The following is a 25,001-nucleotide window of genomic DNA, read 5'->3' as shown; positions in this document are numbered from 1 at the left end:
GGCGCGCTCGAACAGCACCGAACCGCTGTCATAGTCGAGCAGGATCGCCTGCGGCGCTGCGATGTCAGGCGCGGTCTGCGCCGAAGCGGGGGAAAAGCCGGCGGCAAGGAGGAGCGCGGCCAGAAGGGTGGCGGCGATTGTGCCGCCCGCATGTCCGCCGGTCGCAGGTCCGCTTTGGACGGGATGGCGGCGCGGGAACAGGATGCGCAACAGCTTCACGGTCGGTCCTCCCCGGCTCCGGGCAGAGTTAACAGCCGGAGGTCGCCACCGCAATGCGACAGCGACGCCGGCTTTGCCGGAACGCAGGCGCCTGGAGCGCGTCAGTACAGCCCGCGACCCATATCGGCCGGGCCCGTGCCCTCCGACGGCGCATAGCCCATCACCGGCTGCGGGCCGACCATCCAGCCGGCGGGTGCGCCGGTGGAGGGCGCCGGGGCGGTGCGGGCCGGCTGCAGGCTCGCCACCTGCACCGCGCCTGCCGGAGCGGCGGCGGGCTTGGCCGTCTTGGCGCTCTTGGCCGGGGCGTTGTTCGCCGCAACGTTCTTGGTTGGCGCGGCCGGGCGCGGCGCCGGCAGGGCGGCGGCGACCACCGCCGGGCGGGGCGCGGCGACCGCGGCGGGACGCGGCGCAGCGGCGACGCGAGCGGGCGCGGCCGGTGCGGGAACGGGCTTGTAGAGTGTCGCCACCTCGGCCACCTGCTGCTCTTCCACGGGCTCGCCGAGATCGAACGGGCGGCTCGGCGGCACCGGCACATTGGCGGCGGTCAGGCCGCGCATCGGGCCGGCGGACGCCACCATGACGGTGGAGGCATCGGCGGGCTTGCCGTTCATGCGCAGGGTGGAAGCGAGCTGGATGTCGTCGGAGCCTTCCAGCGGCGCGCGCCCGACATACTCCACACGCACGCGGGCGGTGCCGTTGTTCTTGAAGCCGAGCAGATCGGCCGCGCGGTGCGACACGTCGATGACGCGGTTGTCGTGATACGGGCCGCGATCGTTCACGCGCACCACCATGGAGCGCTTATTGTCGAGATTGGTCACCCGGACATAGGACGGCATCGGCAGCGTCGGATGCGCGGCGGCGATGGAGTTCATGTCGAAGACTTCGCCATTGGCGGTCAGGCGGCCATGGAAATCGTCGCCATACCAGGAGGCGAGGCCTTCGGCCTTGTACTTGTCCGGCTCGGCGGGAACATAGGTCTTGCCGGCGACCACATAGGGCTTGCCGACCCGGTAGGTGCCGCCGCCCTTGGGCACGGGCTGGCCGGGCTGCACCACGCGCGGGCTGGCGGAGACGCCGTATTTCGGATCGATCTTGCTCGTCAGGCTGGGGCCGCCCGTGCAGTTGGCCACCAGCAGGCCGATGCCGCACAGGGCGGCGACCCGGCCGAACCGGACAAAGGCCTGGTCCGCCACGCGGCGGCGGCAAGCCTCGGCAAGAGCAGGATATGTCCCCATTCACCCCGAACCGTCTGTGAGCGCCGTCTCCGGCGGAAGAATTCCGGCGAGGGCCGACGCGCTGCACTCAAGATCTCCGGCAAGATACCGGCAATCCGACTTGGTGTCTCTCAGGAGGCTGTCCGAGTGGGGCGAAAATGCGGCGCATCGTTCGGCATGGTGAACGAAGTGTAAGTGACGAAGCGGCAACGATATTCCGGCACCGCCGCCATCGGTGCCGAGGCACCCCCGCCACAGTTCGGCCCCGGCACATTACGGAACCGTCATGTCGCGCGGTTCGCGTGCCCTCACATCACGCGGGGCCGGCCGCTGGCGCCGACGGGCGAGGTCGAGAGATACTGGATCGAACAGCGCACCAGCTCCGGCAGGCTGTTCGCCCCGAGCTTGGCCTTCAGCGCCGAGCAGGTGTTGGCCACCGTCTTGTAGCTGATGCCCAGTTCGTCGGCGATGAGGGTGTAGTCCTTGCCCTCGGCGAGCAGCGACAGCGTCTGCAATTCGCGCGGGGTGATGTCGGCGAGCGGCGCGGTCTTGCGCGAGCCGAGCATGGCCACCTGCAAGGCGAGGTCGTGGCTCATATAGGGCTGTCCCTTGCGCACCCGCTCGAAGGCTTCCAGCAGCGCGCCGGAGGAGGTGTCTTTGAGCACATAGCCATTGGCGCCGGCTTCCAGCGCCCGGCTGGCGATGACGGGGTCGCCATGCATGGAAAAGACCAGGATCGGCGTGCGCGGGTCCTGCATGCGCAGGCGCCGCACCAGCACCAGCCCGCTGAGCCCGTTGCCCTGCAAGGCAAGGTCGACGATCACCACATCCGGCCGCTCGCGGCGAAAGAGGCGGTAGCCGGTCAGCACGGTGCTCGCTTCCAGCACGCGCTCCACGCCGGCATCTTCCAGCAGGCGGCGGCAGCCCTGCAGCACGATGGGGTGGTCGTCGATCACGAGCGCGCAGGTCATTGGGCGGCAAGCCTTTCCGGAGCGGCCGACAGGCCGAATTGATAGGGCTGGGCGGGAATCGTCACCTCGATTCGCGTCCCGCTCGGCACGACGGGCAGGATACGCCATGTGCCGCCCAGCGCGCTGATGCGTTCTTCCATGCCGATCAGCCCGAAACCGTGCTGCGCCCCGGCGGCGATGCCGGTGCCGTCATCCTCGATGGCGAGGTCGATCCTTCCGGCGCGGCGGTCGGCGCGCAGGCGGATGGCGATGTTGCGGGCAGCGCCATGGCGCAGCGCGTTGGTCACCGCTTCCTGGATGCAGCGATAGAGCGTGATGTCGACGCTGTCGCCATAGCGCTCGGCGAGGCCCTCGGCGGAGAGCGTGATGCGCCGGCCGGGCGAATGGCTTTCGAAATCGGCGACGAGGTCCGCCAGCACCGCCGCCAGCGGCACATGGCCGAGCGCCATCGGGCGAATCTTGCGCAGCAGGCGGCGGTTGAGGCCCTGAATGCGGTCGAGAATCTCCGTCATGGTGGCGATGCGCTCGCCCATGCGCTGGCCGAGTGCCGGCTCGGCACGGGCGGCGAGGCGTTCGATCGATTCGAGATTGGCGCGCAGCCCGAACACGCAGGGGCCGAGTTCGTCATGGAGATCGGAGGCGATCTGCCGCCGCTCGTCATCCTGCACGCTCACCAGCCGCTCATTGAGCCGGCCATTGTCCTCCCGCGCCGCCTTCAGCGCCGCGCCCAGCGCGTTGAAGCGCTCGGCGATCACCGCCAGCTCGCGGATGCGCGGCGGGTCGAGCCGGTGCTCGAACCGGCCGGCTTCCAGCTCGGACAGGCCGGCGGAAAGGGTGCGCAGCGGCATCAGCAGCCGGCCGAGCACGAGATAGAGCGCGGCGAGAATGGCGATGTTCACCGCCGCGGCCAGCAGAGCGAGGTCGGACATGTCCTCCCACACTTCGGCGATCTCGTCGGAGGCTTCGCCGGCGACCCGCACCTGCCCCACCGTGGCGCCGTTCTCGACGATCGGCACGACGATTTCCTGCCCTTCCGCCGAGACCAGCCAGGTGAACCAGCCGGGCACCTCACCCTCATGCGGCTCGCTCCCCGCCGGGGCGATGTCCAGCGCCGTGCCGGCGCGGTCCTCGATGCGGATGCGGACATGGCGCAGCCCGCTAATGTGCAGCGGCAGCTGCGCCAGCGAGCCGGTGGCGCCCTGTTCGCTGGCGAGGCGCTCCACCGTTTCCTGCACGAAGCGCTCGGCGACGGCGAGCGAGGACAGCATTTCCGCCTCGGTGGCACGGCGCGCATTGGCGATGATGACCGCCACCGCGACCAATGCCGCGCACAGATTTATGGCGACGATGGCGGCCAGCACCTGCCAGCGCAGCGAGCGGCGCTGCCACAGGCCGAAGGAGGGCGGGGGAGGTGCGGCGGTGCCGGAGGCGGTCACGGTGCGGGGTTCCCGGATTTCAGCGCGGGCTGCTCTGCCAGCGCCGCCAGCGCGGCGGTGCGGTCGAGGCCCTGTTTGCGCAGATTGTAGTAGTGCTGGCACAGATCGCTGAAGCCGGCGCGGGACCCCTTCCCCGCCAATGTGGAGAAATCGGCGATGATTTCGCGCGCCGTCTCCCGGATGCCGATCTCCGACAGCATGGTCTCCAGCTGCACCGCGCGATTGGCGATCATCCGCCCAGTCTCGCCGAAGCGGTCATCGGCGGCGTCGAGCACATCGTGCCACGCCTTCGCCGCCGGCGCGGTCGCGGCCACATCCGCCCCGGCGTCGCGGCTGGCGAGCCAGACCTCCGGATCGGTGTCGTCGGTCGGCTGAAGCCAGGTCTTGCGGGCGATGGCGCTGGCCTCCGGCGCGGCCACGCGCTCGCGCGTCTCCGGCTCGCTCTCGCCCGGGCAGCCGGCGAGGCCGAGAGCGAGGACCGCGCTCAGCGACAGGCGCAGAAGGGAAAAGGGCGAGCTGCTCATCTATACTTATGAACTTCTTATGAGAACGGCCGCAAACAGCGTTCCGTAACAGTACCGCTCCGGTCGTGCCGGCGCCAGCATCATCGACGAAACCTCCGTCCGGGTTGCAGCATAAGGCCTCAACCTGCTGGAAGCGAAGCATTTTCATGGCGTTTGGGCAAGGCTTCCGGCGTGGAGGGGTGAGTTATCTCCGGCGACGGGAAAAACTTCCCGCCTCGAATTTCCATTCTGCCTAAAGACAATAAATCCGAGCGCGGCGAACAATACTCCCAGAACAGTCAATGTTCTTAGAAAATCATAAGAATTCTCCGCCGTTCCCTAAGACAATCTCATGGAACTGCCCACGCATGAGCGGGCACGGCGAGGGATAAAAGAGACCCGCACGTCGACGGCAAAGCCGGGGCGCAGCGGGGCGGCTTGGGAAGTAGGAAACGCGAGGGAAGACCCAATGAGCCGACTGCACACTTCGGTGTCCGCGCTCTCCGTCGCCGCCGTCATGGCGGCCGCGATGAGCCTCGGCGCCTCGGCGCCGGCGGTGGCCAACGACAAGCTCGTCGAGCTGTCGAAAAGCACCGACAACTGGCCGATGACCGGCAAGAACTACAACGCCAACAACTACAGCGAAGCCAAGGAAATCACCAAGGCGAACGTCAAGCAGCTGCGTCCTGCCTGGTCGTTCTCCACCGGCGTGCTGTCCGGCCATGAGGGCACCCCCCTCGTCGTCGACGGCGTGATGTACATCCACTCGCCCTTCCCCAACACGACCTTCGCGGTCGGGCTGGACGATCCGGGCAAGATCCTCTGGCAGCACAAGCCGAAGCAGAACCCGACCGCCCGCGCCGTGGCGTGCTGCGACGTGGTCAATCGCGGCCTCGCCTATTGGCCGGGCAACGGCAAGGTCGGCCCGCTGATCATCAAGACCCAGCTCGACGGCAATGTGGTCGCGCTCGACGCCAAGACCGGCGAGGAATACTGGAAGCTCGAAAACTCCGACATCAAGGTCGGCTCGACGCTCACCATCGCCCCTTACGTGGTCAAGGATTCGGTGCTGATCGGCTCCTCGGGCGCCGAACTCGGCGTGCGCGGCTATGTCACCGCCTACGACATCCCCACCGGCGCCCAGAAGTGGCGCGCCTATGCCACCGGCCCGGACGAGGAAGTGCGCCTCGCCGACGACTTCAACAGCGCCAACCCGCAGTACGGCCAGAAGGGCCTCGGCAAGGCGACCTGGGAAGGCGAGGCCTGGAAGATCGGCGGCGGCACCAACTGGGGCTGGTACGCCTTCGACCCCGACACCAATCTCTTCTACTACGGCTCGGGCAACCCGGCGCCGTGGAACGAGACGATGCGTCCGGGCGACAACAAGTGGACGATGACCATCTGGGGTCGCGACATCGACAATGGTAACGCCAAGTTCGGTTACCAGAAGACCCCGCACGACGAATGGGACTATGCCGGCGTCAACGTCATGATGCTCTCCGAGCAGCAGGACAAGGAAGGGAAGATGCGCAAGCTTCTCACCCATCCCGACCGTAACGGCATCGTCTATACGCTCGACCGCACCAATGGCGACCTCGTCTCGGCCGACAAGATCGACGACACGGTCAACTGGGTGAAGAAGGTCGACCTGAAGACCGGCCTGCCCGAGCGCGATCCGGAATTCGGCACGCGCATGGACCACAAGGGCCGCGACATCTGCCCCTCGGCCATGGGCTATCACAACCAGGGACATGACTCCTACGATCCGGAGCGCAAGTCCTTCTTCATGGGCATCAACCACATCTGCATGGACTGGGAGCCCTTCATGCTTCCCTACCGTGCCGGCCAGTTCTTCGTCGGCGCGACCTTGTGGATGTATCCGGGCCCGAAGGGTGACCGCCAGACCTATGAAGGTCTCGGTCAGGTGAAGGCCTATGACGCCATCAACAACAAGTTCAAGTGGCAGGTGATGGAACGCTTCGCGGCCTGGGGCGGCACGCTCGCCACCGCTGGCGGCGTGATGTTCTACGGGACGCTGGACGGCTTCATCAAGGCGCGCGACAGCGACACCGGCGAGCTGCTGTGGAAGTTCAAGCTTCCCTCGGGCGTGATCGGCCACCCCATGACCTACACCCATAATGGCAAGCAGTTCGTCGCCATCTATTACGGCGTCGGTGGCTGGCCGGGCGTCGGCCTGGTGTTCGACCTCAACGACCCGACCGCCGGCCTCGGCTCGGTGGGCGCCTTCAAGCAGCTCCAGCACTACACCCAGATGGGTGGCGGCGTGATGGTGTTCTCGCTCAATGGCGACGGCCCCTACAGCGACCCGAACGTTGGCGAATACTCGACCAACGTGATCCAGGGCGGCGGCTGATCCTTCGCCTGACACGCCGCCGGCCGCACAGCGCGGCGGGCGGCGCTGTCCCCGAAGGCCGGGCGTCCGGCGGCTGCCCCGCCGCCGGACGCCCAGGGAAAGGGGACGCGCGCCGACAAGGGCTCACTGCCGGTGCCGCGTCCCCTGCCCGCCCCTGCCTCTCAGCACCTTCCGCACCCGAAATCCCGTCCAGGAGGACTCGCCATGGGCTCCCCGATGTCCACACGACAGGTCGTCAGCCGGCTCGCCCTTGCCGCCGGTCTCGCCTTGTCCGGTTTTGCCTTTGCCGGGCTCGCCCGCGCCGCGACCGTCGAGGCCGACAAGGCCGCCGGCCGCAATCCCAACGAGCTGCGCATCTGCGCCTCGAACGCCGAAGCGCCGTTCTCCGCCGCCGACAATAGCGGCTTCGAGGACCGCATCGCCATCGTGCTGGCGCAGGCCATGGGCCGCAAGCCGGTGTTCGTACGCACCGACCAGCCCGGCATCTATCTCGTGCGCGACCAGCTCGACAAGAACAACTGCGACGTCGTGATGGGCGTCGATGTCGGCGACGAGCGCGTGCTCGCCTCCAAGCCCTATTACCGCACCGGCTATGTGCTGGTGACCAAGACCGACCGCAACATCACCGCCAGTGACTGGGAAGACCAGCAGATCAAGGACCAGGCCCGTTTCGCGGTGCGCTTCTATTCGCCGGCCGAAACCATGCTCAAGCGCATCGGCCGGTTCGAGGACAACGCGGCCTACATGTACTCGCTGGTCAATTTCAAATCCCGCCGTAACCAGTGGGTCCAGGTGCCGGGTGACCGCATCGTCTCCGAAGTCGCCACCGGCGAGGCCGATGTCGGCATCGCCTTCGCTCCCGAGGTGGCGCGCTATGTGAAGGCGTCGTCCACCCCGCTGCGGATCACGGTGATCACCAAGGACATCGACCGGCCGAACGATGCACCGATCCCGATGCATTACGACCAGGCGATCGGCGTGCGCAAGAACGACCCGGAACTGGTCAAGCAGATCAACGAAGCGCTGGAAAAGGCGCGCCCGCAGATCGAGCAGATCCTCACCCAGGAAGGCATTCCGCTGCTTGAGCCGAATACCTGACCCACGGCTTCCGACGCACCGCGTGTCTGCCGGGCCGCGGTGCGCCCCTGATCTCTGGATGTGAACAAGGTTCGATGACGAAGACGATTTTCACCAAGAAGGCGGCCACGCTGCTGCTCGCCGGAGCGCTCGGAGCCGGTGTGGTCGGGTTCGGTGCCCGCGCCGCGATCATGCTCAGCAACACCGTCACCGGGCAGCCGCTCGACCTTTCCGAGGCGCCGGAAGAGGGACGCGACACCAAGGCGGTGAAGGTCTTCCTGGAAACGGGCAAGAACATCTACAACGAAGACCCCGTCTGCCTGCCCAAGGCGCATGAGATCTTCCTGTCCATGTGCTCGGGCTGCCACGGCCATTATGGCGAGGGCAAGATTGGCCCCGGCCTCAACGATTCCTACTGGACCTATCCCAAGAACGAGACCGACCAGGGCTTGTTCGAGACCATCTTCGGCGGCGCCAACGGCCAGATGGGCCCGATGTATGGCGCGCTGAACATGAACGAGATGCTGCTCGCCATGGCCTGGGTCCGGCATCTCTACAAGGACGATCCGAAGGGCGCCGTGTGGCTCACCGATGAGCAGCGCAGCAAGTTCAAACCCTTCGACGCGAACGCCAAGCACGTTGAGCCAGCCGAAGAGCTGCCCGCGGCGTGCGGCGGGCCGGCCGGCTGAACCGGCCGGTTGATGACGGGTGGAAAACGACCAGGAGACTGACATGAGCATCATCGACCGCAGCCTCACCTTCGCCATGACCCTCGCCGGCGCCGGCGTGCTGTCCCTCGCTCTGGTGGGCGGCGCCAGCGCCTATGACGGCACCAATTGCAAGGCGCCCGGCAATTGCTGGGAGCCCAAGCCCGGCTATCCCGAGAAGGTGGCGGGTTCCAAATACGATCCCAAGCACGATCCCAAGGAACTGAACAAGCAGTCGGAATCGATCAAGGCGATGGAAGCGCGCAATGCCCAGCGCGTCGCCAATTTCGAGAAGACCGGCAAGTGGGTCTACGACGTGAGCAAGATCCCGAACTGACCCCCCCGGCCGCACGGCTCTGTTCTTCGAGAACCCACTTGCGGGCGGACGATATTCTCCTGTCCGCCCCGCGATCCTCCGGGCAAGCCGCCCGGTTTGTGGGCAACTGGCGCGGCCGACGCCGAACGGGGTCCCCTCCGTCCGGCGTGGGCCGCGCCCTTTTCCGGCACAAGCGACCCGCGCCCGCCGCCTGAGAGGCCTTCCCCATGCATCTCGTCCGCGATCCCGATTCCGTGCTGGCGGATTGGCACGCCCATGCGCTGCGCTTCGAGCGCGAGATCGGCAAGGTGGTGCTGGGGCAGGAGCGGGTGATCCGCCTGCTGACCATCGCCACTTTTGCGCGCGGCCATGTGCTGCTGGAAGGCGATGTCGGTGTCGGCAAGACCACGCTGCTGCGGGCCATGGCCCGGGCCATCGGCGGCGCCTTCGAGCGCATCGAGGGCACGATCGACCTCATGCCGGGCGATCTCGTCTACCACGCCCATCTCGGCGAGGACGGAAAGCCGCGCATCGACCCCGGCCCGCTGCTGCGCCAGGGCGAGGACCTCTCCATCTTCTTCTTCAATGAGATCAACCGCGCCCGTCCGCAGGTGCATTCGCTGCTGCTGCGGCTGATGGCGGAGCGCTCGGTTTCGGCCTTCAACCGCGAATACCGCTTCCCGCATGTGCAGGTCTTCGCCGACCGCAACCGGGTGGAGCGCGAGGAAACCTTCGAACTGCCCGCCGCCGCCCGCGACCGCTTCCTGATGGAAGTGCAGGTGGCGATGCCGGAGGCGGAGGAGGCGCGCCGCGCGCTGGTGTTCGACCCGCGTTTCCACGATGTTGATACGCTGCTGATGGATGTGGAGAGCGGCGTGCTCGACCCGCAGGCGCTCGGCACCGTCGCCCGCGCCATCCAGATCGGCGTGCGTACCAGCCCGGCGCTGGAAGCCTACACGCTGGCGCTGTGGGAAGGCGTGCGCCATCCCGGCGCGCTCGGCCTCACCATCGAGGGCGTGTCGATGGACCGGGTGGTGCAGGGCGGCGCCAGCCCGCGCGGCATGAGCTACCTCATCCGCGCCGCCCGCGTGCGGGCGTGGCTGGAAGGGCGCGACATGGTGGTGCCGGAGGATCTGCGCGCCGTGTTCCCCGAAGTCATGGCACACCGCATCTTCACCGATCCGGTCTATGAAATGCGCCGCGAGCCCATCGTCGCTGCGCTCATCGCCGGCGTGTTCGCGCGGGTGCCGGCGCCATGACGGCGACGCCGCGCGACACGCCAACCGCGGACGATCTGCGCCCCCTACCCTATCGTCTGCGCTGGCGGCCGGAAGGCATCTTTCCCGGCGCCCATCCCGGGCGGGGCGAGGGCGCGGAAGGCGAGTTCCGCCGCCATGTCTCGCTGCTGCGCCAGCCCGATCCGCGCCGCATCGACCTGCGCGTCTCGCTGCGCGATCCCTATGGTGAGTTGCATGTGCGCCAGTTCGCGCCGCGCCGGGCGGTGCCGGTGGCGATGCTGGTCGATCTCTCCGGCTCGATGCGCTTCGGCGCGGCGGTGGCCGGTCCTGTGGCGGAACTCGGCGCGCTGCTCGCGCTGTCCGCCGTGCGCTCTGGCGACAATTTCGCGCTGTTCGGCTGCGACGACGGCGTGAACGAGGCCGCCAGCCTGCCGCTGTCGCGCCGGCGCGGGCTGGAGGCGGAGGTGCGCGAGCGGCTTATGGCGGCCCAACCGCGCGGCGCCGGTGCGGCCGGCCTGTTCGAAGCCGCCGGCCGCCTGCCGGCGCGGCGTTCCCTGGTGTTCCTGCTGTCGGATTTCCTCATGTCGGCGGGCGAGATCGAGCGGCTGCTCGACGCGCTGTGGCGGCACGATGTGGTCCCCGTCGTGCTGCGCGACGGCGCGCTGGAAGAGGACCTGCCGCGCTGGGGGCTGATCGAACTCGGCGATTTGGAGAGCGGCGCGGCGCGGCTCGTCTTCATGCGCCCGGCCTTGCGCGCCCGCTGGCTGCGCGCGGCGCGCGAGCGGCAGGCGGCGCTGGCGGCGCTGTTCGCCCGGCGCGGGCTGCGCCGGGTCACGCTGAAGGACGCGCTCGATACCGACGCGCTGGCCCTGCGGCTGATGGAGGGCTGAATGGGGTGGCGCGCGCGCATTCTGGCCACGCTGGTACTGCTGGCCCTGTCCGCCTCCCCGGCCCTGGCCCAGCTGCGTGGCGTGGAACTCTACGCGCCGCGCGGCTTCGGCCATGTCATCGGCGACACGCTCACCCTCACCGCCGAGATCGCGATCGACGCGCCTTTCGTGCTCGATTCCGCCTCGCTGCCCACCCCGCGCGCGCTCAATTACTGGCTCGACCTGAGGGATGTGCGGGTGACGGACCAGGGCGTGCGTGACGGCGTCCACCGCTACACGCTCGATCTCGTCTACCAGACCTTCTATGCCCCGCTGGAGCCGCGCCGGCTCACCATCCCCGCCGTCGCCCTATTCGCGGTCGATGGCGAGCGGCGGGTGGCGGTGGACGTGCCGAGCTGGTCGTTCCTGATGTCGCCGCTGCGCGAGATCGTCGCCACCGGGCCGGGGCCGGCCATGGCGCTGCGTCCGGACATCGCCCCGCGCCCGCTGTCCACGGCGCCGCTGCGGCGCGGGCTGCTGCTGGCGCTCGGCGCGGCGCTGCTGGCACTGCTGCTCCTCGCCTGGCAGATGGGCTGGGGACCGTTCGGCCGGCGCCGGTCGCGCCCCTTCGCGCGGGCGGCGCGGGCGATACCGTCGGGGCTGGCCGCGCCGGCGGGCGATCCCGCGTTGGCCGACCCGCGCTACACCCGGGCGCTGCAGGCGCTGCACCGGGCTTTTGATGCCACCGACGGCAAGGGCGTGTTCGCCGAGGACCTGCCCGGCTTCTTCGAGCGCCACGCCGCCTTCCGGGCGGCGGAGGCCGAGGTGCGCCGCCTGTTCGCCGCCTCCCGCCGCGCCTTTTTCGGCGCCGATCCCGCCGGGGCCCAGCGCGAACTGCCGCCGGCCGAGTTGGTGGCGCTGGCGCAGCGGCTGCGCGCGGTCGAGCGGGGCACGGCATGAACGCCGCCGGCGCCGTCTGGGACGGGCTGACGCGCGGCTGGGGCGTCGATCACCCCGCCATGCTGGCGCTGCTGCTGCTCGCCGTGCTGCCGCTGCTCGCCACGCCCTTCCGCCGGCGCGGGATCGCCGCCACGAGCCTGATCCCGGACGATCCCCTGTCGCGGATCATGGGTGTGGGGCTGCGGCTGGCCGGCGTCGTGGCCATGGTGGCGCTGGTGCTCGGGCTCGCGGGCCTGCACCGGCGCGAGCAGAGCGTCGAGCGCGAGGGCACCGGAGCGCATCTCGTGCTGCTGCTCGACCGTTCCTCCAGCATGGACAACAGCTTCGCCGGCCGTGCGCCCACGGGCGACCAAGAATCGAAGTCCGCCGCCGCCAAGCGCCTGCTGGCGGAATTCGTCGCCCGCCGCCCGCATGACCGCATCGCGGTGGCCGCCTTCTCCACCTCGCCCATGCCGGTGCTGCCGCTGACCGACCATCACGAAGTCATTGACGCGGCGATCGACGCCATCGACCGGCCGGGGCTCGCCTTCACCGATGTCGGGCGCGGGCTGGCGCTCGCCTTCTCCAGTTTCGCCGAGGACACGGACGAAGCCTCGCGCGCCGTGCTGCTGGTGTCGGACGGCGCGGCGCTGATCGACCGGCGGGTGCAGGAGGCGCTGCGCGACGCGGCGGCACGCACGCCGCTGCATCTCTACTGGCTGTTCCTGCGCACGCGCGGGGCGCAGGGCATTTACGACGTGCCGGCCTCGGGCGACGATTCCGCGCAAGCCAATCCGGAGCGGCACCTGCACCTGTTCCTGCAGAGCCTCGGCCTGCCCTATCGCGCCTTCGAGGCCACCAGCCCGGAAGCGGTGGCGCAGGCGATCACCGAGATCGACCGGCAGGAAACCCGGCCGATCCGCTATGCCGAGCGCATTCCCCGCCGCGATCTCGCCCGCCCGGCCTTTCTCGTGGCCGCCCTCGCCGTGGCGCTGCTGCTGGCCGCCAAGCTGGCCGAGCGGCAGCTGCGCCCGGCGGGTCGCCGGCCGGCGGGGGCGACACCGCTTCCCGCCGTCGATCTGAGGAGGGCCGCATGAGGGTGAGGCGCCTGGCGCTGTTCGCCACCGGCACATTGCTGTTCGCCAGCCTCGCCGCCGCCTCCTGGCTCGGCGCGCGGCTCCTTGTCGTCGAGCGCGACAATGGGCTCATCGCGTCGCTCAATGCCGGCCATGACCTCGCCATCAGCGCCGAGGACCCACCGGAACTCGTCTTCGCCCGGCTGCATTTCCTCGCCACGCGCGATCGGCTGGACGAGGCGCAGCCTCTGCTCAACCAGCTGGCCGGCGGGCCAGACCGGCGCCTCGCCGTCGCCGCGCTGTACGACATGGCCAATGCCCGGCTGCGCGTGGCCTTCAACCATCTCGAATCCAATCGCATCGACCCCGCCATTCCGCTGGTGCGGCTCGCCAAGGACAATTACCGCCGCGCCCTCACCCTCGATCCCGGGTTCTGGGACGCGAAATACAATCTCGACATCGCCATGCGGCTGGTGCGCGACTTTCCGCAGATCGAGCTGGAGGGCGAGGAGCTCCCGCCCGAAGCGGTGAAGAAGCTGTGGACCGACCTTCCCGGCCTGCCACGGGGGTTGCCATGAGCGGGGGCGCAGCGGGTGGCTATGGCCTCGGCCACCGTCGGGACTGGCGGTTCTGGCTGCTGCTGGCGGCGCTGCTCGCCATCCTCGCCGCGCTGTTCGCCCCGCGCATCGCCCAAACCGGCTCGGTGCGCGACGTGCTGGTGGTGGTCGACGTGACCGGCAGCATGAATGTGCGCGATGCGCAAAGCGAGGGGCGTCCGGCCACCCGCCTCGCCGCCGCCAAGGGCGCGGCGCGCGACATCCTCGCCGGCCTGCCCTGCGGCTCGCGTCTCGGCCTCGCCATCTTCACCGAGCGGCGCAGCTTCCTGCTGTTCGAGCCGGCGGAAGTCTGCGGGAATTTCGCCGCCATCGCCGGCTCCATCGACGATCTCGACTGGCGCATGGCCTGGGAGGGCGACAGCTATGTCGCGCGCGGCGTCCATTCGGGCCTCGACCTCGCCGCCGGTCTCAAGGCCGACCTCATCTTCATGACCGATGGGCACGAGGCGCCGCCTCTGCCCGGCGGCGCGCTGCCCAGCTTCGACGGCAAGGTGGGCGAGGTGGCGGGGCTGTTGGTCGGCATTGGCGGCGCGGACCCCGCCCCCATTCCGAAATTCGACCAGGACGGGCGCGAGGTCGGCTTCTACGAGGAGCAGGACGTGCCGCAGGAAAACCGCATGGGCCCACCGCCGGAGGATGCCGCCTCGCGCGCCGGCTGGAACCCGCGCAACGCCCCCTGGGGCAGCGAGGCCGCCACCGGGACGGAGCATCTGAGCGCGATGCGCGAGGAGCATCTGCGCGCGCTCGCCGCCCAGACCGGGCTCGGCTTCGTCGCGCTCGGCGCCGGCGGCGGGCTCATCGCCGCCGTCGAGGCCGATACGCGGCCCCGCCCGGTGGAAATGCGCGTCGACACCGCCGCCATCCCCGCCGCGCTGGCGTTGTTCTGCCTGGCGCTGCTGTTCGGCCTCGGTGCCACCACCTCGCGGCGCCCCGAGCGCCTTCCCACCCGCTAAAGGACACGACCATGCTTCAACGACGTGCGTTTGCGCTTTGCCTGCTGCTCCTCGCCCCGGCTCTGGCCTTCGCCCATGGGCCGACGCCCCAGCGGGCCGACGAGACGCTGGTGATCGCCGCCCCGCCGGAGGCGGTGTGGGCGGTGCTCTCCCGCTTCGGCAGCCTTAGCGAATGGCACCCGCTGGTGAAGAAGCTGGAGGCCACCGGCGGCGACGCCTCTGGCGCCGAGCGCGTGGTGACGCTGGAGAAGGGCGAGATCAAGGAGGGGCTGGACGAGATCGACCCCGCCGCCCACCGCATTTCCTATCGCCTGCTCACCGAGAATGCCGAGGCGATCCCGGTCAGCTTCTACACACAGACCATCGAGGTGAAGCCGGACGGCGCCGGCAGTCTGGTGACATGGGATGCCCGCTTCTACCGCGCCGACACCACCAACGAGCCGCCGGAGGACCGCAATGACGAGGCCGCCGTGGCGGCGATGACCGATTTCATCCAGCAGGGCCTCAAAGGGCTGCAGGCCAAGGTGACCGGGAAGTGAGAGGCGCGGCGCGCGCGGTGAGTGCGGCGTCTCGGCGCGCCGTGCTCGCGCTCGCCATTTCCGCGCTCGCGATTTCCGCGCTCGCTGTGCCCTTCGCGGCGGGCCCTTCGCGCGCCGAACCGCCCTCCCCGCTGCCTTCCCCGCTCATGGCGGTGGTGTCGCAGAAGGCGGCGGAGGTGGCACTGGTCGACATCGACGCGCGCGCGGTACGGGCGGTTATCGCCGTCCCCGCCGTGCCCGCCGGCCTCGCCGCCAGCCCGGATGGGGCGACGCTCTATGTCACCCATCCCGACCTCAGCCTCGTCAGCCGCATCGACCTTGCCGCGCGGCGGGTGACGGCGACGTTCAAGGCGGGGCTGCAGCCGTTCGGTATCGCCGTCACCCCGGATGGGCGTGCCCTGCTGGTCAGCGACTGGAGCGGCGACGCCCTGCTCCGGCTCGACGCCGCCACCGGCGCCGAGACCGGCCGCGTGGCCATCGGCAAGGCGCCGGCGGGGCTGGTGCTGGATGCCGCCGGCGCCCTCGCCTATGTCGCCGACCGTGAGAGCAATCAGGTCAGCGTGGTGCGGGTCGCCGACATGACGCGCCTCGCCACCGTACCGGTCGGGCGCGCGCCGTTCGCTCTGGCGCTGTCGCCGGCCGGGGACCGGCTCTATGTCGCCAATGTGCAGAGCGGCGATCTCTCCATCCTCGACACCGGCGCCGCGCCGCGCGAGATCGCCCGGGTCAAGATCGGGCTCATGCCCTATGGGGTGGCGGTGACGGCGGATGGAAGCCGCGTGCTGGTGAGCAACCAGCAGAGCGGCCGGCTGGCCGTGCTCGATGCCGGCACGCTTGCCGTGGTGCCGGAGCAGCCTCGGCTCGGCAGCTTTCCCGAGGGCATCGCGGTCGCCTCCCCCACCCGCGCGGCGGCGGTGGACTGGGCGGAGGACGAGGTGGTGGTGATCGACATCGGCACAAGCGCCCTGCTCGGCCGCATCAAGGTCGGCACCAGCCCGCGCAATCTGATCGCCCTGCCCGGCGGCCGCTGAGCCCCCCCCCCGCTCACCCTTCCCAGTTGATGCGTGGCATCTCGCGCTGCACCGCATGGACGGCGGCGCGCAGCTGGTCGTGCCGCCATTGCCGGTAGGCCGGGCCGCCGCCAGCGGAGCGGGCGATGTGGGCGGCCCAGTTCGGGGCGTCGCCCGGCGCCTCGACGGGATAGATGCCGACATCGCGGTTGTCGATGCGGCCGAGGCGGGCCTCCACCGTCTCGGCGATCCGACGTGTCACGTCGCTGGGTGTCACGTAACTTGGCGTTACGTCGCGTGGTGTCACGTCGTTTGATGAAATCATCGCATCGTTCTCATCCGTGCCCGAGGCATCCGGGTATGAAATGTCATTGTGGATGCATGATGGCCAACGTCCGTCCGCGTGATCTAAAGCGAAGCGTGTGGCCAACTTCCTGCGAACTTCTACCGCCCGACCGGGTTGTCCTTGTCAGCAAGGAGGTAGCCATGACACTTCATCATTCGGCCAAACCGGCGGAAGATGTTACCGATCAGAAGGTGGTCCGGTTTTTCTTTCGCGGCGATGACGACATCGTCGAATGCCTCGTCGGCTGGGACGCGCTGGAGCGGCTGGAGAACAGCCCGCTCGCCAGCCGTGCCGACCGTCTCGCCCGGTTCGAGCAGCATCGCCCGCGCATCGAAGCGGCGGCGCTGCGCAAGATGGGTGAGGCCGGCAGCCCGCGTCCGCTCACCCTTGGCGCCGGGGACGTGATCGACGGCCCGGCGCTCTGACGCGGCACGTCGTACGGCGCGAAACAGTTCGGCCGCCTCCCGTGGAGGCGGCCGTTTTCTTTTTAGCCCGGGATGAGCTTTTCCGCCTCGTCGAGCGCCTGGCCGCAGGCCGCCGCGTCACCGGCGGCGTCGGCCGTGCGCGCCCGCTTCATGGCGCCGTCGAGCTGGTCGGCGGTGGCAGCGCCGCCTTCCGCCGCCGTCTTCTGGCCCGAGGTCTGGGCGCGGACATCGGCGGGCGAAGCGGCCTTGCCGGCCAGCGTGTCGTTCATGCCGGTGGTGCCGCCGGTCCCCGGCGCCTCGCCGGCGCGCGGCGTACTGGCATCTGGGGCGGTAGTGCCGGCCGCCGGCAAATTGGTCGGGCCGGAGCCGGCGTCGCTGGCGGAAACCTTCTTCTCCAGCTGGGCGAGGCGGTCGGTGCAGGGGCCGGCGACGGCGGCGCCAGCACCGAGGGTCAGCACCCCGGCAAGGCTAAGAATAGCGGTATTTGCGAACAGTTTCATGGCGTTCCTCCTGCCAATGCATCTTGGCTGAGGGAACAACTTCCCGGTCCCCCGCCCGTTCCCGCCCGGTCCGTGGAGACACCGGGCGGGTCGGCGCGGGCTCAGGCGGCGCGGACCGTCTCCAGGAACTCGTTCATCACCGACCGCAAGGTGCGGGACTGCCGACATGGCGGCAAGGAACACCGGCTTGCCCTGAACGATGTAGGGCAGCGGCGCGAGGATGCTCTCCCGGCCGTCGGTCTGCGGGGCGATGAATCAGCCGCCCTTCATCACCCCGTTGGGGTGCAGGGGCTTGCGTCAGGCTGGTTTTGCCGTCGCCTACGTAGTTCTACGGGCGCCTCCGCGCGGATTGGGACAGGCGGTCTTGCCGGCAGGGGCCGAGGGGGCAAGGCGCATGTTAAAAAGTCAAACAGTATGACTATTCAGCTTCGAAAGACTGTGGCATAGATTCCCCGCCGGCAAGCGCCCGCAAGTGGCGCGACGGTGATACCTCACGGGAGAAACGCCAATGAATTTCAGGGCCTTGCTGCTCGCGTCCGCCGTGTCCGGCGCGCTGTTCTCGGTTGGCGCGCAGGCTGCCGACCTGACCATCGGCTTCTCGCAGATCGGCTCGGAATCGGGCTGGCGCGCGGCCGAGACCACCGTTTCCAAGGCCGAGGCCAAGAAGCGGAACATCAATTTCAAGATCGCCGACGCCCAGCAGAAGCAGGAAAACCAGATCAAGGCGATCCGCGCCTTCGTCGCCCAGGGCGTGGACGCCATTTTTCTCGCGCCCGTGGTCGCCACCGGCTGGGATTCGGTGCTGAAGGAGGCCAAGGAGGCGAAGATCCCGGTCGTGCTGCTCGACCGCGACATCGACCCCTCCGGCAAGGAGCTCTACCTCACCGCCGTCACCTCCGACAGCGTGCATGAAGGCAAGGTCGCCGGCGAGTGGCTGGTGAAGACCGTCGCCGGCAAGCCGTGCAATGTGGTGGAGCTTCAGGGCACCGTCGGCGCCTCCGTCGCCACCAACCGCAAGAAGGGCTTCGAGGACGGCATCGCCGGCGCCTCCAATGTCAAGATCGTGCGCAGCCAGACCGGCGACTTCACCCGTGCCAAGGGCAAGGAAGTGATGGAGAGCTTCATCAAGGCGGAAGGCGGCGGCAAGAACATCTGCGCCGTCTACGCCCATAATGACGACATGATGGTTGGTGCCATCCAGGCGATGAAGGAAGCCGGGCTGAAGCCGGGCACGGAGATCCTCACCGTCTCCATCGACGCCGTGCCTGACATTTTCAAGGCCATGGCGGCGGGTGAAGCCAATGCCACGGTGGAGCTGACCCCCAACATGGCCGGCCCCGCCTTCGACGCGGTGATCGCCTATAAGGAAAAGGGCACCGTGCCGCCGAAGTGGATCCAGACGGAATCCAAGCTCTACACCCAGGCCGACAATCCGAAGGCGGTCTACGAATCCAAGAAGGACCTCGGCTACTGAGCCTTGGGCGCGAAAGTAGGCAGACTTTCGCAGCACATACAGGCTCTGCTCGATCCTCCAGCAGGTGACGCGGCGGTCCTCGCCCGCAGCCCCTGCCCTGCGCGGGCCGGCTCCTCCTCCGGCCGGCTCGCGCGCTTTCCCGCCGCTTCCGAGGCTGTCATGCACGCCACCGAAACGCTCCCGCGCCCGCTGCTGGCCGTGACCGGCTTCTCAAAGTCCTTTGCCGGCTTCGTGGCGCTCGACCGGGTCGACTTCACCCTGCGCCCGGGCGAGATTCACGCCCTGCTCGGCGAGAACGGCGCTGGCAAGTCCACCCTGATCAAGACCATGACCGGCGTGGTGGCCCGCGATGCCGGCACGATGGCGCTCGACGGCGTCGAGATCGCCCCGCGCTCGGCGGAAGAGGCGGTGCGCATGGGGCTCGCCACCGTCTATCAGGAGGTCAATCTCGCGCCCAATCTCTCCGTGGCGCAGAACCTGTTCCTCGGCCGCCAGCCGACCCGCTTCGGCCTGGTGCGCGAAGGCGAGATGCGCCGGCGCGCCCGAACTCTGCTGGCCGAATTCGGCCTGTCCATCGATGTCGCCGCGCCGCTGGAGAGCTATTCCGTCGCCGTGCAGCACATCGTCGCCATCGCCCGCGCGGTCGACCAGTCGGCCCGCGTGCTCATTCTCGACGAGCCGACCGCCAGCCTCGACGCGCATGAGGTGGAGGTGCTTTTCGCGGTGATGCGGCAGTTGAAAGCACGCGGCATCGGCATCGTCTTCGTCACCCATTTCCTCGATCAGGTCTACGCCATCTGCGACCGCATCACCGTGCTGCGCAATGGCCGCCTCGCCGGCAGCGCCCCCATCGCGGAGATGCAGCGGCTCGATCTGGTGCGGCTGATGCTGGGGCGCGAACTGAGCGAGGCGACGACCCAGCGCCCGCCGCGCACCGACGACACGCCCGCCGAGGTGGTCGCGGCCTTTCGCGGCTTCGGCAAGGAGGGCGCCGTCGCCCCGTTCGACCTCACCTTGCGCGCCGGCCATGTCGTCGGCCTCGCCGGGCTTCTGGGCTCGGGGCGGACCGAGACGGTGCGGCTGGTCTTCGGCGCCGACCGCGCCGATTGCGGCACGGCGGAGGTCGCCGGCCATGCCGCCTCCATCGGCTCGCCGCGCGAGGCGATGGCGCTCGGCTTTGGCTATTGCCCGGAGGAGCGTAAGACCGAGGGCATCGTCGCCGATCTCACCGTGCGCGAGAACATCGTGCTGGCGCTGCAGGCCCGGCGTGGTGCGCTCGCCCCGCTGTCGCGGCGCGAACAGGACGCCATCGCGGCGAAGTTCATCCGCCTGCTCGACATCCGCCCGCCGGACCCGGAACGGCCCATCGGCCTGCTCTCAGGCGGCAACCAGCAGAAGGCGCTGCTCGCCCGCTGGCTCGCCACCGCCCCGCGCCTGCTCATCCTCGACGAGCCGACGCGCGGCATCGATGTCGGCGCCCATGCCGAGATCATCCGGCTGATCCGCGAATTGTGCGCGGAGGGGATGGCGCTGCTCGTCGTCTCCTCCGAGCTGGAGGAACTCGTCACCTATGCCGACGAGGTGATCGTGCTGCGCGACCGCGCCCATGTCGCCCGGCTCGGCGGGGAGCAGATCGACGTGGCGTCCATCCTCGCCGCCATTGCCGAAGCGCCCGCCGCGCCGGTCGCGGCGTGAGGAGGCGGCTGATGGCTCTGCGTCTCCCCCGCATCGGCACCTCGCAGCTGCTCGCGCTCGGCGTGATTCTCCTCGCCAACTGGATGGTCTCGCCGCAGTTCTTCGATATCCGCGTGCAGGACGGGCGGCTGTTCGGCAGCCTGATCGACGTGCTCAATCGCGGCGCGCCGGTGGCGCTGCTGTCCATCGGCATGGTGCTGGTCATCGCCATGCGCGGCATCGATCTCTCGGTCGGCGCGGTCATGGCGATCTGCGGCGCCATCGCCGCCAGCCTCGCCGACAGTCACGCCCTCCCCGTCGTGCTCGCCGCCGCGCTCGGCGCCGGGCTGCTCTGCGGGTTGTGGAACGGCTTTCTCGTCGCCGTGCTCGGCATCCAGCCCATTGTCGCGACGCTGATCCTCATGGTCGCCGGGCGCGGCATCGCCCAGCTCATCACTGAGGGGCGCATCGTCACCTTCACCTCGCCGCAGCTCGCCTTTCTCGGCGGCGGATCGGTGCTCGGCCTGCCGACGCCGGTCGTGCTGACGCTCGGCATGATGGCGCTGACGCTGCTGGTGGTGCGCGGCACCGCGCTCGGGCTGATGATCGAGGCCACCGGCGGCAATCCCCGCGCCAGCGCGCTCGCCGGCATCGGCACCCGCCTCATCACCGTCGCGGTCTATGTGTGGAGTGGCCTGTGCGCCGCGCTGGCCGGCATCGTCGCCAGCGCCGACATTCTCGGTGCCGACGCCAACAATGCCGGGCTGTGGCTGGAACTCGACGCCATCCTCGCCGTGGTGATCGGTGGCACCTCGCTGTTCGGCGGGCGGTTCTCGATCCTGCTCGCCGTGGTCGGCGCGCTCATCATCCAGGCGATGAACACCGGCATCCTGCTCTCGGGCTTTCCGCCGGAGACCAATCTCGTGGTGAAGGCGGTGGTGGTGCTCGCCGTGCTGCTCGCCCAGTCGCCCCGGCTCGGCGGCGCGCTGGCCGGGCTCGGCGTGCTGTTCAGCCGGTCGAAATCGGGAGGCAAGCGCCGATGATCCGCTCCCTGAGCCGGCTGACGCCGGTGCTCGCCACCGCTGCGGTATTCCTTGCCGGATTTGTGGTCTGCGCGCTCATCTACCCCAACTTCGCCTCGCTGCGGGTGGTGATGAACCTGCTTACCGACAACGCCTTCCTGGTCATCGTCGCCGTGGGCATGACCTTCGTCATCATTTCCGGCGGCATCGATCTGTCGGTCGGCTCGGTCATCGGCTTCACCACCGTGTTCCTGGCGCTGGCCATCGAGCGCTGGGGCGTGCCGCCGCTCGCCGCCTTCGTGCTGATCCTCGTGCTTTGCGCACTGTTCGGCGCCTGTATGGGGGCGATCATCCAGTATTTCGAGCTGCCGGCCTTTATCGTCACCCTGGCCGGCATGTTTCTGGCGCGCGGGGCGAGCTTTCTTCTGTCGACGGAATCGCTCCCCATCACCGCCGATCTCTACGCCCATCTCTCCGACCACGCCTTCCGCTTCGAGGGCGGCGCCCGGCTCACCGTGCCGGCGATGATCATGCTCGCGGTGGTGCTCGCCGGCATGGTGCTGCTGCACCTCACCCGCTTCGGCGCCAATGTCTATGCGCTGGGCGGCTCGCGCACCGCCACGGGGCTGATGGGCATCAATGTCGCGCGCACCACGGTGCTGATCTACACCCTCTCCAGCGTTCTGGCCGGGCTCGCGGGAATCGTGTTCTCGCTCTACACCTCTTCGGGCTATTCGCTCTCCGCCGTCGGTGTCGAACTCGACGCCATCGCGGCGGTGGTGATCGGCGGCACGCTGCTCTCGGGCGGGTACGGCTTCATCTTCGGCTCCTTCCTGGGCGTGATGATCCAGGGCCTGATCCAGACCTACATCAGCTTCGACGGCATGCTGTCGAGCTGGTGGGCGAAGATCGCCACCGGGCTCCTGCTGTTCGCCTTCATCGCCTTCCAGCAGCTCACCTTGCACCTGGCCCGCCGCTCGCGGCGCGCCCCGGCCGGAGCCCATCCATGAGCGCGCCCAACACCTCGCAGATCATCGTCATCCCCACCCGCCGCTCGCATTCCAACCATGCGGAAGTGGCGCGCACCATCGGCATCGACATCATCGCCGGCCGCTATGGCGAGGGCGCCAAGCTGCCGGGCGATGCCGAGCTGACGCTGCTCTTCGGCGTGTCGCGGCCGGTGCTGCGGGAAAGCGTGAAGACGCTGGTGGCCAAGGGCCTGCTCTCCACCAAGGCGCGTGTCGGCACGGTGGTGCGCGAGCGCGCGGCCTGGAACATGTTCGACGCCGATGTGCTGGCCTGGCATCTCGATGCCGGCATCGACAAGCGCTTCCTGCGCGATCTCTCGGAAATCCGCCTCGCAGTGGAGCCGCGCGCCGCCGCGCTGGCCGCCGAGCGCCGGAGCGCGGAACAGCTCGCGGTGATGCGCCGTGCCGTCGCGCAGATGAAGGACGAGCCGGGCGCCTCCGAAGGCTTCGCCGAGGCCGATCTGACGCTGCATGTGGAGGTCGCCACCGCCTCGGGCAACCCGTTCATGCGCTCGGTCGGCGCGGTCATCGAGGCGGCGCTGCGCGCCTCCTTCGTGCTCTCCGCCCCGGCCGACGCGCGCGAGCACGACATCGCCGTGGCCGCGCATGAGCGCATCGTCGAGGCGATCGCCGATGCCGACGCGGAAGCCGCCGCCGCCGCCATGACCAATGTGATTTTCAACGGCCTGCGCCGCCACGGCGCGGCGGGCTGACCGGGTGCCGAAATGAGCGATGACGGATCGACCAACAACAAGAAGCCTCTGCGCAGCCAGGCCTGGTTTGGCCGGCAGGACAAGATGGGGTTCTATTACCGCTCCTTCCTGAAGAATTCCGGCCAGCCGCAGGACCGTTTCGACGGCCGGCCGGTGATCGGCATCTGCAACACCTGGTCGGAACTCACCCCCTGCAACATCCATTTCCGCGACCTCGCCGAGCATGTGCGGCGCGGCGTGCTGGATGCGGGCGGCTATCCCCTGGAATTCCCCGTCTCCTCGCTCGGCGAGGTGACGATGCGCCCCACCGCCATGCTGTTTCGCAACCTCGCCTCGATGGACGTGGAGGAGGCGATCCGCGCGCACCCGCTCGACGGCGTGGTGCTGCTGATGGGCTGCGACAAGACCACGCCGGCGCTGCTGATGGGCGCGGCCTCCGCCGATTTGCCGGCCATCGGCGTTTCCGGCGGGCCGCAGCTGCGCGGCAATTACCGTGGCCAGATCATCGGCTCGGGCACCAACATCATCTCCATGAGCGAGCAGCTGCGCGCCGGCGAGATCACCATGGCCGAGTTCCATGAGGCGGAAGCGGGCATGAACCGCTCGTCGGGCTCCTGCATGACCATGGGTACCGCCTCCACCATGGCCTCGATGGTGGAAGCGCTCGGCATCGGCCTGCCGGAGAACGCCGCCATTCCCGCCGTCGACGCCCGCCGCAATTTGCTGGCGCGCATGGCCGGGAGGCGCATCGTCGAGATGGTGCAGGAGGACCTGAAGCCCTCCGACATCCTCACGCGGGAAGCGTTTGAGAACGCCATTCGCGCGCTGGCCGCCATTGGCGGCTCGACCAACGCGGTGGTGCATCTGCTCGCCCTCGCCGGGCGCGTCGGCGTCGATCTCACACTGGCGGATTTCGACCGGCTGGGGCGCGACATCCATTGCCTCGTCGACCTGATGCCGTCGGGCCGCTTCCTGATGGAGGATTTCTACTATGCCGGCGGCCTGCCGGCGGTGCTGCGGGCGCTGGGCGAGCGCGGTCTGCTGAACAGGAACGCCCGCACGGTGAATGGCCGCACCCTGTGGGAGAATGTCCAAAAGGCGCCGAACTGGAACCCCGAGGTCATCACCCCCTTCGAGGCGCCGTTCAAGCCGGAAGCCGGCATCGCCATCCTCACCGGCAACCTCGCCCCGGACGGCGCCGTCATCAAGCCCTCCGCCGCCTCGCCGGAACTGATGCAGCACACCGGCCGCGCCGTGGTGTTCGAGAGCGTCGAGGAGATGCACCACGCGGTCAATGACGAGGCGCTGGACATCGACGCCTCCTGCATCATGGTGCTGAAGCACTGCGGCCCCAAGGGCTATCCCGGCATGGCCGAGGTCGGCAACATGCCGCTGCCCGCCAAGCTGCTGCGCGAGGGCGTGCGCGACATGATCCGCATTTCCGATGCCCGCATGTCCGGCACCGCCTATGGCACCGTGGTGCTCCATGTCGCCCCGGAGGCCACCGCCGGCGGGCCGCTGGCGCTGGTGAAGAATGGCGATCTGATCACGCTCGACGTGGCCGCCCGCTCGCTGCACCTGCATGTGAGCGCGGAGGAAATGGCCGCCCGCCGCGCCGCCTGGGTGCCGCCGGCGCCGCACGCCGCGCGCGGCTACCAGCGGCTTTACATCGACCACGTGCTGCAGGCCGATCGCGGCGCGGATTTCGACTTTCTGGTCGGGCGTTCGGGTTCGCCCGTTCCCCGCGACAATCACTGAGGT

The 25,001-nt window shown here is 69.1% G+C and carries 25 protein-coding genes and 1 pseudogene; 19 read left to right on the top strand and 7 right to left on the bottom strand.

The features are described 5' to 3' along the window. The 5 genes and pseudogenes from ACO07Z_RS06130 to ACO07Z_RS06110 all read right to left on the bottom strand — a co-directional run. A pseudogene (locus ACO07Z_RS06130) lies at positions 1-219 on the bottom strand (hypothetical protein); the annotation flags it as partial. A 101-nt stretch (positions 220-320) separates the two neighbouring features. Beyond that, positions 321-1,454: a septal ring lytic transglycosylase RlpA family protein gene (locus tag ACO07Z_RS06125; RefSeq protein WP_421697855.1), complete on the bottom strand. Its 1,134-nt coding sequence runs from the start codon at positions 1,452-1,454 to the stop codon at positions 321-323. Positions 1,455-1,741: 287 nt separating this feature from the next. Next, complete coding sequence (locus tag ACO07Z_RS06120) at positions 1,742-2,404, bottom strand: response regulator transcription factor (protein ID WP_421697854.1); 663 nt, start codon at positions 2,402-2,404, stop codon at positions 1,742-1,744. Next, entirely contained in the window at positions 2,401-3,840 is a 1,440-nt protein-coding gene (locus tag ACO07Z_RS06115) for an ATP-binding protein (protein ID WP_421697853.1), read from the bottom strand. The genes ACO07Z_RS06120 and ACO07Z_RS06115 overlap by 4 nt, the downstream gene beginning before the upstream one ends. Next, on the bottom strand, positions 3,837-4,364 hold the full coding sequence (locus ACO07Z_RS06110) for a hypothetical protein (RefSeq protein WP_421697852.1): 528 nt from the start codon (positions 4,362-4,364) through the stop codon (positions 3,837-3,839). Before ACO07Z_RS06110 ends, ACO07Z_RS06115 begins: the two co-directional genes overlap by 4 nt. 448 nt (positions 4,365-4,812) lie before the next feature. Here ACO07Z_RS06110 and ACO07Z_RS06105 point away from each other — a divergent pair, with 448 nt between their 5' ends. The 12 genes from ACO07Z_RS06105 (at position 4,813) to ACO07Z_RS06050 (ending at position 16,079) form a co-directional block, all read left to right on the top strand. Then, positions 4,813-6,717, top strand: coding sequence for a methanol/ethanol family PQQ-dependent dehydrogenase (locus ACO07Z_RS06105; protein ID WP_421697851.1), 1,905 nt, complete (start codon positions 4,813-4,815; stop codon positions 6,715-6,717). A 216-nt stretch (positions 6,718-6,933) separates the two neighbouring features. Then, a complete protein-coding gene (moxJ, locus tag ACO07Z_RS06100; protein ID WP_421697850.1) occupies positions 6,934-7,815 on the top strand; it encodes a methanol oxidation system protein MoxJ in 882 nt (293 codons plus the stop codon). A 74-nt stretch (positions 7,816-7,889) separates the two neighbouring features. Beyond that, positions 7,890-8,483: a cytochrome c(L), periplasmic gene (gene moxG, locus ACO07Z_RS06095; protein WP_244376478.1), complete on the top strand. Its 594-nt coding sequence runs from the start codon at positions 7,890-7,892 to the stop codon at positions 8,481-8,483. A gap of 76 nt (positions 8,484-8,559) precedes the next feature. Next, a complete protein-coding gene (locus ACO07Z_RS06090) occupies positions 8,560-8,838 on the top strand; it encodes a methanol dehydrogenase [cytochrome c] subunit (protein WP_421697893.1) in 279 nt (92 codons plus the stop codon). 206 nt (positions 8,839-9,044) lie between these two features. Then, positions 9,045-10,076, top strand: a complete 1,032-nt coding sequence (locus tag ACO07Z_RS06085) for an AAA family ATPase (protein ID WP_421697849.1) — start codon at positions 9,045-9,047, stop codon at positions 10,074-10,076. Then, entirely contained in the window at positions 10,073-10,945 is an 873-nt protein-coding gene (locus tag ACO07Z_RS06080; protein ID WP_421697848.1) for a DUF58 domain-containing protein, read from the top strand. Before ACO07Z_RS06085 ends, ACO07Z_RS06080 begins: the two co-directional genes overlap by 4 nt. After that, positions 10,946-11,884 carry a nonribosomal peptide synthetase MxaA gene (locus ACO07Z_RS06075; RefSeq protein ID WP_421697847.1) on the top strand — a complete coding sequence of 313 codons (939 nt, stop codon included), beginning with the start codon at positions 10,946-10,948 and terminating at the stop codon, positions 11,882-11,884. Beyond that, entirely contained in the window at positions 11,881-12,960 is a 1,080-nt protein-coding gene (locus tag ACO07Z_RS06070; RefSeq protein ID WP_421697846.1) for a VWA domain-containing protein, read from the top strand. Before ACO07Z_RS06075 ends, ACO07Z_RS06070 begins: the two co-directional genes overlap by 4 nt. Beyond that, the gene (locus ACO07Z_RS06065) at positions 12,957-13,517 is read left to right on the top strand and encodes a hypothetical protein (RefSeq protein ID WP_421697845.1); all 561 of its coding nucleotides are present in this window, start codon (positions 12,957-12,959) and stop codon (positions 13,515-13,517) included. The genes ACO07Z_RS06070 and ACO07Z_RS06065 overlap by 4 nt, the downstream gene beginning before the upstream one ends. Next, positions 13,514-14,509, top strand: a complete 996-nt coding sequence (locus tag ACO07Z_RS06060) for a VWA domain-containing protein (RefSeq protein ID WP_421697844.1) — start codon at positions 13,514-13,516, stop codon at positions 14,507-14,509. The genes ACO07Z_RS06065 and ACO07Z_RS06060 overlap by 4 nt, the downstream gene beginning before the upstream one ends. Positions 14,510-14,520: 11 nt before the next feature. Then, a complete protein-coding gene (locus ACO07Z_RS06055) occupies positions 14,521-15,048 on the top strand; it encodes an SRPBCC family protein (protein WP_421697843.1) in 528 nt (175 codons plus the stop codon). 17 nt (positions 15,049-15,065) lie between these two features. Continuing rightward, complete coding sequence (locus ACO07Z_RS06050; RefSeq protein ID WP_421697842.1) at positions 15,066-16,079, top strand: YncE family protein; 1,014 nt, start codon at positions 15,066-15,068, stop codon at positions 16,077-16,079. A gap of 13 nt (positions 16,080-16,092) precedes the next feature. On the opposite strand, the gene ACO07Z_RS06045 is transcribed toward ACO07Z_RS06050, so the two are convergent. Beyond that, positions 16,093-16,320 (bottom strand): hypothetical protein, encoded by a 228-nt coding sequence (locus ACO07Z_RS06045; RefSeq protein WP_421697841.1) that lies wholly within the window; start codon positions 16,318-16,320, stop codon positions 16,093-16,095. A gap of 224 nt (positions 16,321-16,544) precedes the next feature. Here ACO07Z_RS06045 and ACO07Z_RS06040 point away from each other — a divergent pair, with 224 nt between their 5' ends. Then, on the top strand, positions 16,545-16,829 hold the full coding sequence (locus ACO07Z_RS06040; RefSeq protein WP_421697840.1) for a DUF1488 family protein: 285 nt from the start codon (positions 16,545-16,547) through the stop codon (positions 16,827-16,829). Between the two features lie 62 nt (positions 16,830-16,891). On the opposite strand, the gene ACO07Z_RS06035 is transcribed toward ACO07Z_RS06040, so the two are convergent. After that, positions 16,892-17,329, bottom strand: coding sequence for a hypothetical protein (locus ACO07Z_RS06035; RefSeq protein ID WP_421697839.1), 438 nt, complete (start codon positions 17,327-17,329; stop codon positions 16,892-16,894). Between the two features lie 508 nt (positions 17,330-17,837). Here ACO07Z_RS06035 and ytfQ point away from each other — a divergent pair. The 6 genes from ytfQ to ACO07Z_RS06005 all read left to right on the top strand — a co-directional run bounded on the left by ytfQ (position 17,838) and on the right by ACO07Z_RS06005 (position 24,998). Further along, the gene (ytfQ, locus tag ACO07Z_RS06030) at positions 17,838-18,803 is read left to right on the top strand and encodes a galactofuranose ABC transporter, galactofuranose-binding protein YtfQ (RefSeq protein WP_421697838.1); all 966 of its coding nucleotides are present in this window, start codon (positions 17,838-17,840) and stop codon (positions 18,801-18,803) included. 159 nt (positions 18,804-18,962) lie between these two features. After that, positions 18,963-20,498, top strand: a complete 1,536-nt coding sequence (locus tag ACO07Z_RS06025; protein WP_421697837.1) for a sugar ABC transporter ATP-binding protein — start codon at positions 18,963-18,965, stop codon at positions 20,496-20,498. Between the two features lie 11 nt (positions 20,499-20,509). Beyond that, complete coding sequence (locus tag ACO07Z_RS06020) at positions 20,510-21,520, top strand: ABC transporter permease (RefSeq protein ID WP_421697836.1); 1,011 nt, start codon at positions 20,510-20,512, stop codon at positions 21,518-21,520. Then, positions 21,517-22,509, top strand: coding sequence for a galactofuranose ABC transporter, permease protein YjfF (gene yjfF / locus ACO07Z_RS06015; protein ID WP_421697835.1), 993 nt, complete (start codon positions 21,517-21,519; stop codon positions 22,507-22,509). Before ACO07Z_RS06020 ends, yjfF begins: the two co-directional genes overlap by 4 nt. Next, complete coding sequence (locus tag ACO07Z_RS06010) at positions 22,506-23,240, top strand: FadR/GntR family transcriptional regulator (protein ID WP_421697834.1); 735 nt, start codon at positions 22,506-22,508, stop codon at positions 23,238-23,240. Before yjfF ends, ACO07Z_RS06010 begins: the two co-directional genes overlap by 4 nt. A 12-nt stretch (positions 23,241-23,252) precedes the next feature. Further along, positions 23,253-24,998 (top strand): IlvD/Edd family dehydratase, encoded by a 1,746-nt coding sequence (locus tag ACO07Z_RS06005; RefSeq protein WP_421697833.1) that lies wholly within the window; start codon positions 23,253-23,255, stop codon positions 24,996-24,998. Positions 24,999-25,001 lie beyond the last annotated feature (3 nt).

Origin of the sequence: Ancylobacter sp. (assembly GCF_965229075.1) — a bacterium.
Taxonomy (GTDB): Bacteria; Pseudomonadota; Alphaproteobacteria; order Rhizobiales; family Xanthobacteraceae; genus Ancylobacter.
This window is presented reverse-complemented; position numbering and strand designations above follow the sequence as displayed.

Bases quoted from the DNA above. Each gene is read 5' to 3' on its own strand.
- ACO07Z_RS06125 (WP_421697855.1), bottom strand. From the start codon at position 1,454: ATGGGGACATATCCTGCTCTTGCCGAGGCTTGCCGCCGCCGCGTGGCG.
- ACO07Z_RS06120 (WP_421697854.1), bottom strand. From the start codon at position 2,404: ATGACCTGCGCGCTCGTGATCGACGACCACCCCATCGTGCTGCAGGGC.
- ACO07Z_RS06110 (WP_421697852.1), bottom strand. From the start codon at position 4,364: ATGAGCAGCTCGCCCTTTTCCCTTCTGCGCCTGTCGCTGAGCGCGGTC.
- ACO07Z_RS06105 (WP_421697851.1), top strand. From the start codon at position 4,813: ATGAGCCGACTGCACACTTCGGTGTCCGCGCTCTCCGTCGCCGCCGTC.
- moxJ (WP_421697850.1), top strand. From the start codon at position 6,934: ATGTCCACACGACAGGTCGTCAGCCGGCTCGCCCTTGCCGCCGGTCTC.
- moxG (WP_244376478.1), top strand. From the start codon at position 7,890: ATGACGAAGACGATTTTCACCAAGAAGGCGGCCACGCTGCTGCTCGCC.
- ACO07Z_RS06090 (WP_421697893.1), top strand. From the start codon at position 8,560: ATGACCCTCGCCGGCGCCGGCGTGCTGTCCCTCGCTCTGGTGGGCGGC.
- ACO07Z_RS06085 (WP_421697849.1), top strand. From the start codon at position 9,045: ATGCATCTCGTCCGCGATCCCGATTCCGTGCTGGCGGATTGGCACGCC.
- ACO07Z_RS06080 (WP_421697848.1), top strand. From the start codon at position 10,073: ATGACGGCGACGCCGCGCGACACGCCAACCGCGGACGATCTGCGCCCC.
- ACO07Z_RS06075 (WP_421697847.1), top strand. From the start codon at position 10,946: ATGGGGTGGCGCGCGCGCATTCTGGCCACGCTGGTACTGCTGGCCCTG.
- ACO07Z_RS06070 (WP_421697846.1), top strand. From the start codon at position 11,881: ATGAACGCCGCCGGCGCCGTCTGGGACGGGCTGACGCGCGGCTGGGGC.
- ACO07Z_RS06065 (WP_421697845.1), top strand. From the start codon at position 12,957: ATGAGGGTGAGGCGCCTGGCGCTGTTCGCCACCGGCACATTGCTGTTC.
- ACO07Z_RS06060 (WP_421697844.1), top strand. From the start codon at position 13,514: ATGAGCGGGGGCGCAGCGGGTGGCTATGGCCTCGGCCACCGTCGGGAC.
- ACO07Z_RS06055 (WP_421697843.1), top strand. From the start codon at position 14,521: ATGCTTCAACGACGTGCGTTTGCGCTTTGCCTGCTGCTCCTCGCCCCG.
- ACO07Z_RS06040 (WP_421697840.1), top strand. From the start codon at position 16,545: ATGACACTTCATCATTCGGCCAAACCGGCGGAAGATGTTACCGATCAG.
- ACO07Z_RS06035 (WP_421697839.1), bottom strand. From the start codon at position 17,329: ATGAAACTGTTCGCAAATACCGCTATTCTTAGCCTTGCCGGGGTGCTG.
- ytfQ (WP_421697838.1), top strand. From the start codon at position 17,838: ATGAATTTCAGGGCCTTGCTGCTCGCGTCCGCCGTGTCCGGCGCGCTG.
- ACO07Z_RS06025 (WP_421697837.1), top strand. From the start codon at position 18,963: ATGCACGCCACCGAAACGCTCCCGCGCCCGCTGCTGGCCGTGACCGGC.
- ACO07Z_RS06020 (WP_421697836.1), top strand. From the start codon at position 20,510: ATGGCTCTGCGTCTCCCCCGCATCGGCACCTCGCAGCTGCTCGCGCTC.
- yjfF (WP_421697835.1), top strand. From the start codon at position 21,517: ATGATCCGCTCCCTGAGCCGGCTGACGCCGGTGCTCGCCACCGCTGCG.
- ACO07Z_RS06010 (WP_421697834.1), top strand. From the start codon at position 22,506: ATGAGCGCGCCCAACACCTCGCAGATCATCGTCATCCCCACCCGCCGC.
- ACO07Z_RS06005 (WP_421697833.1), top strand. From the start codon at position 23,253: ATGAGCGATGACGGATCGACCAACAACAAGAAGCCTCTGCGCAGCCAG.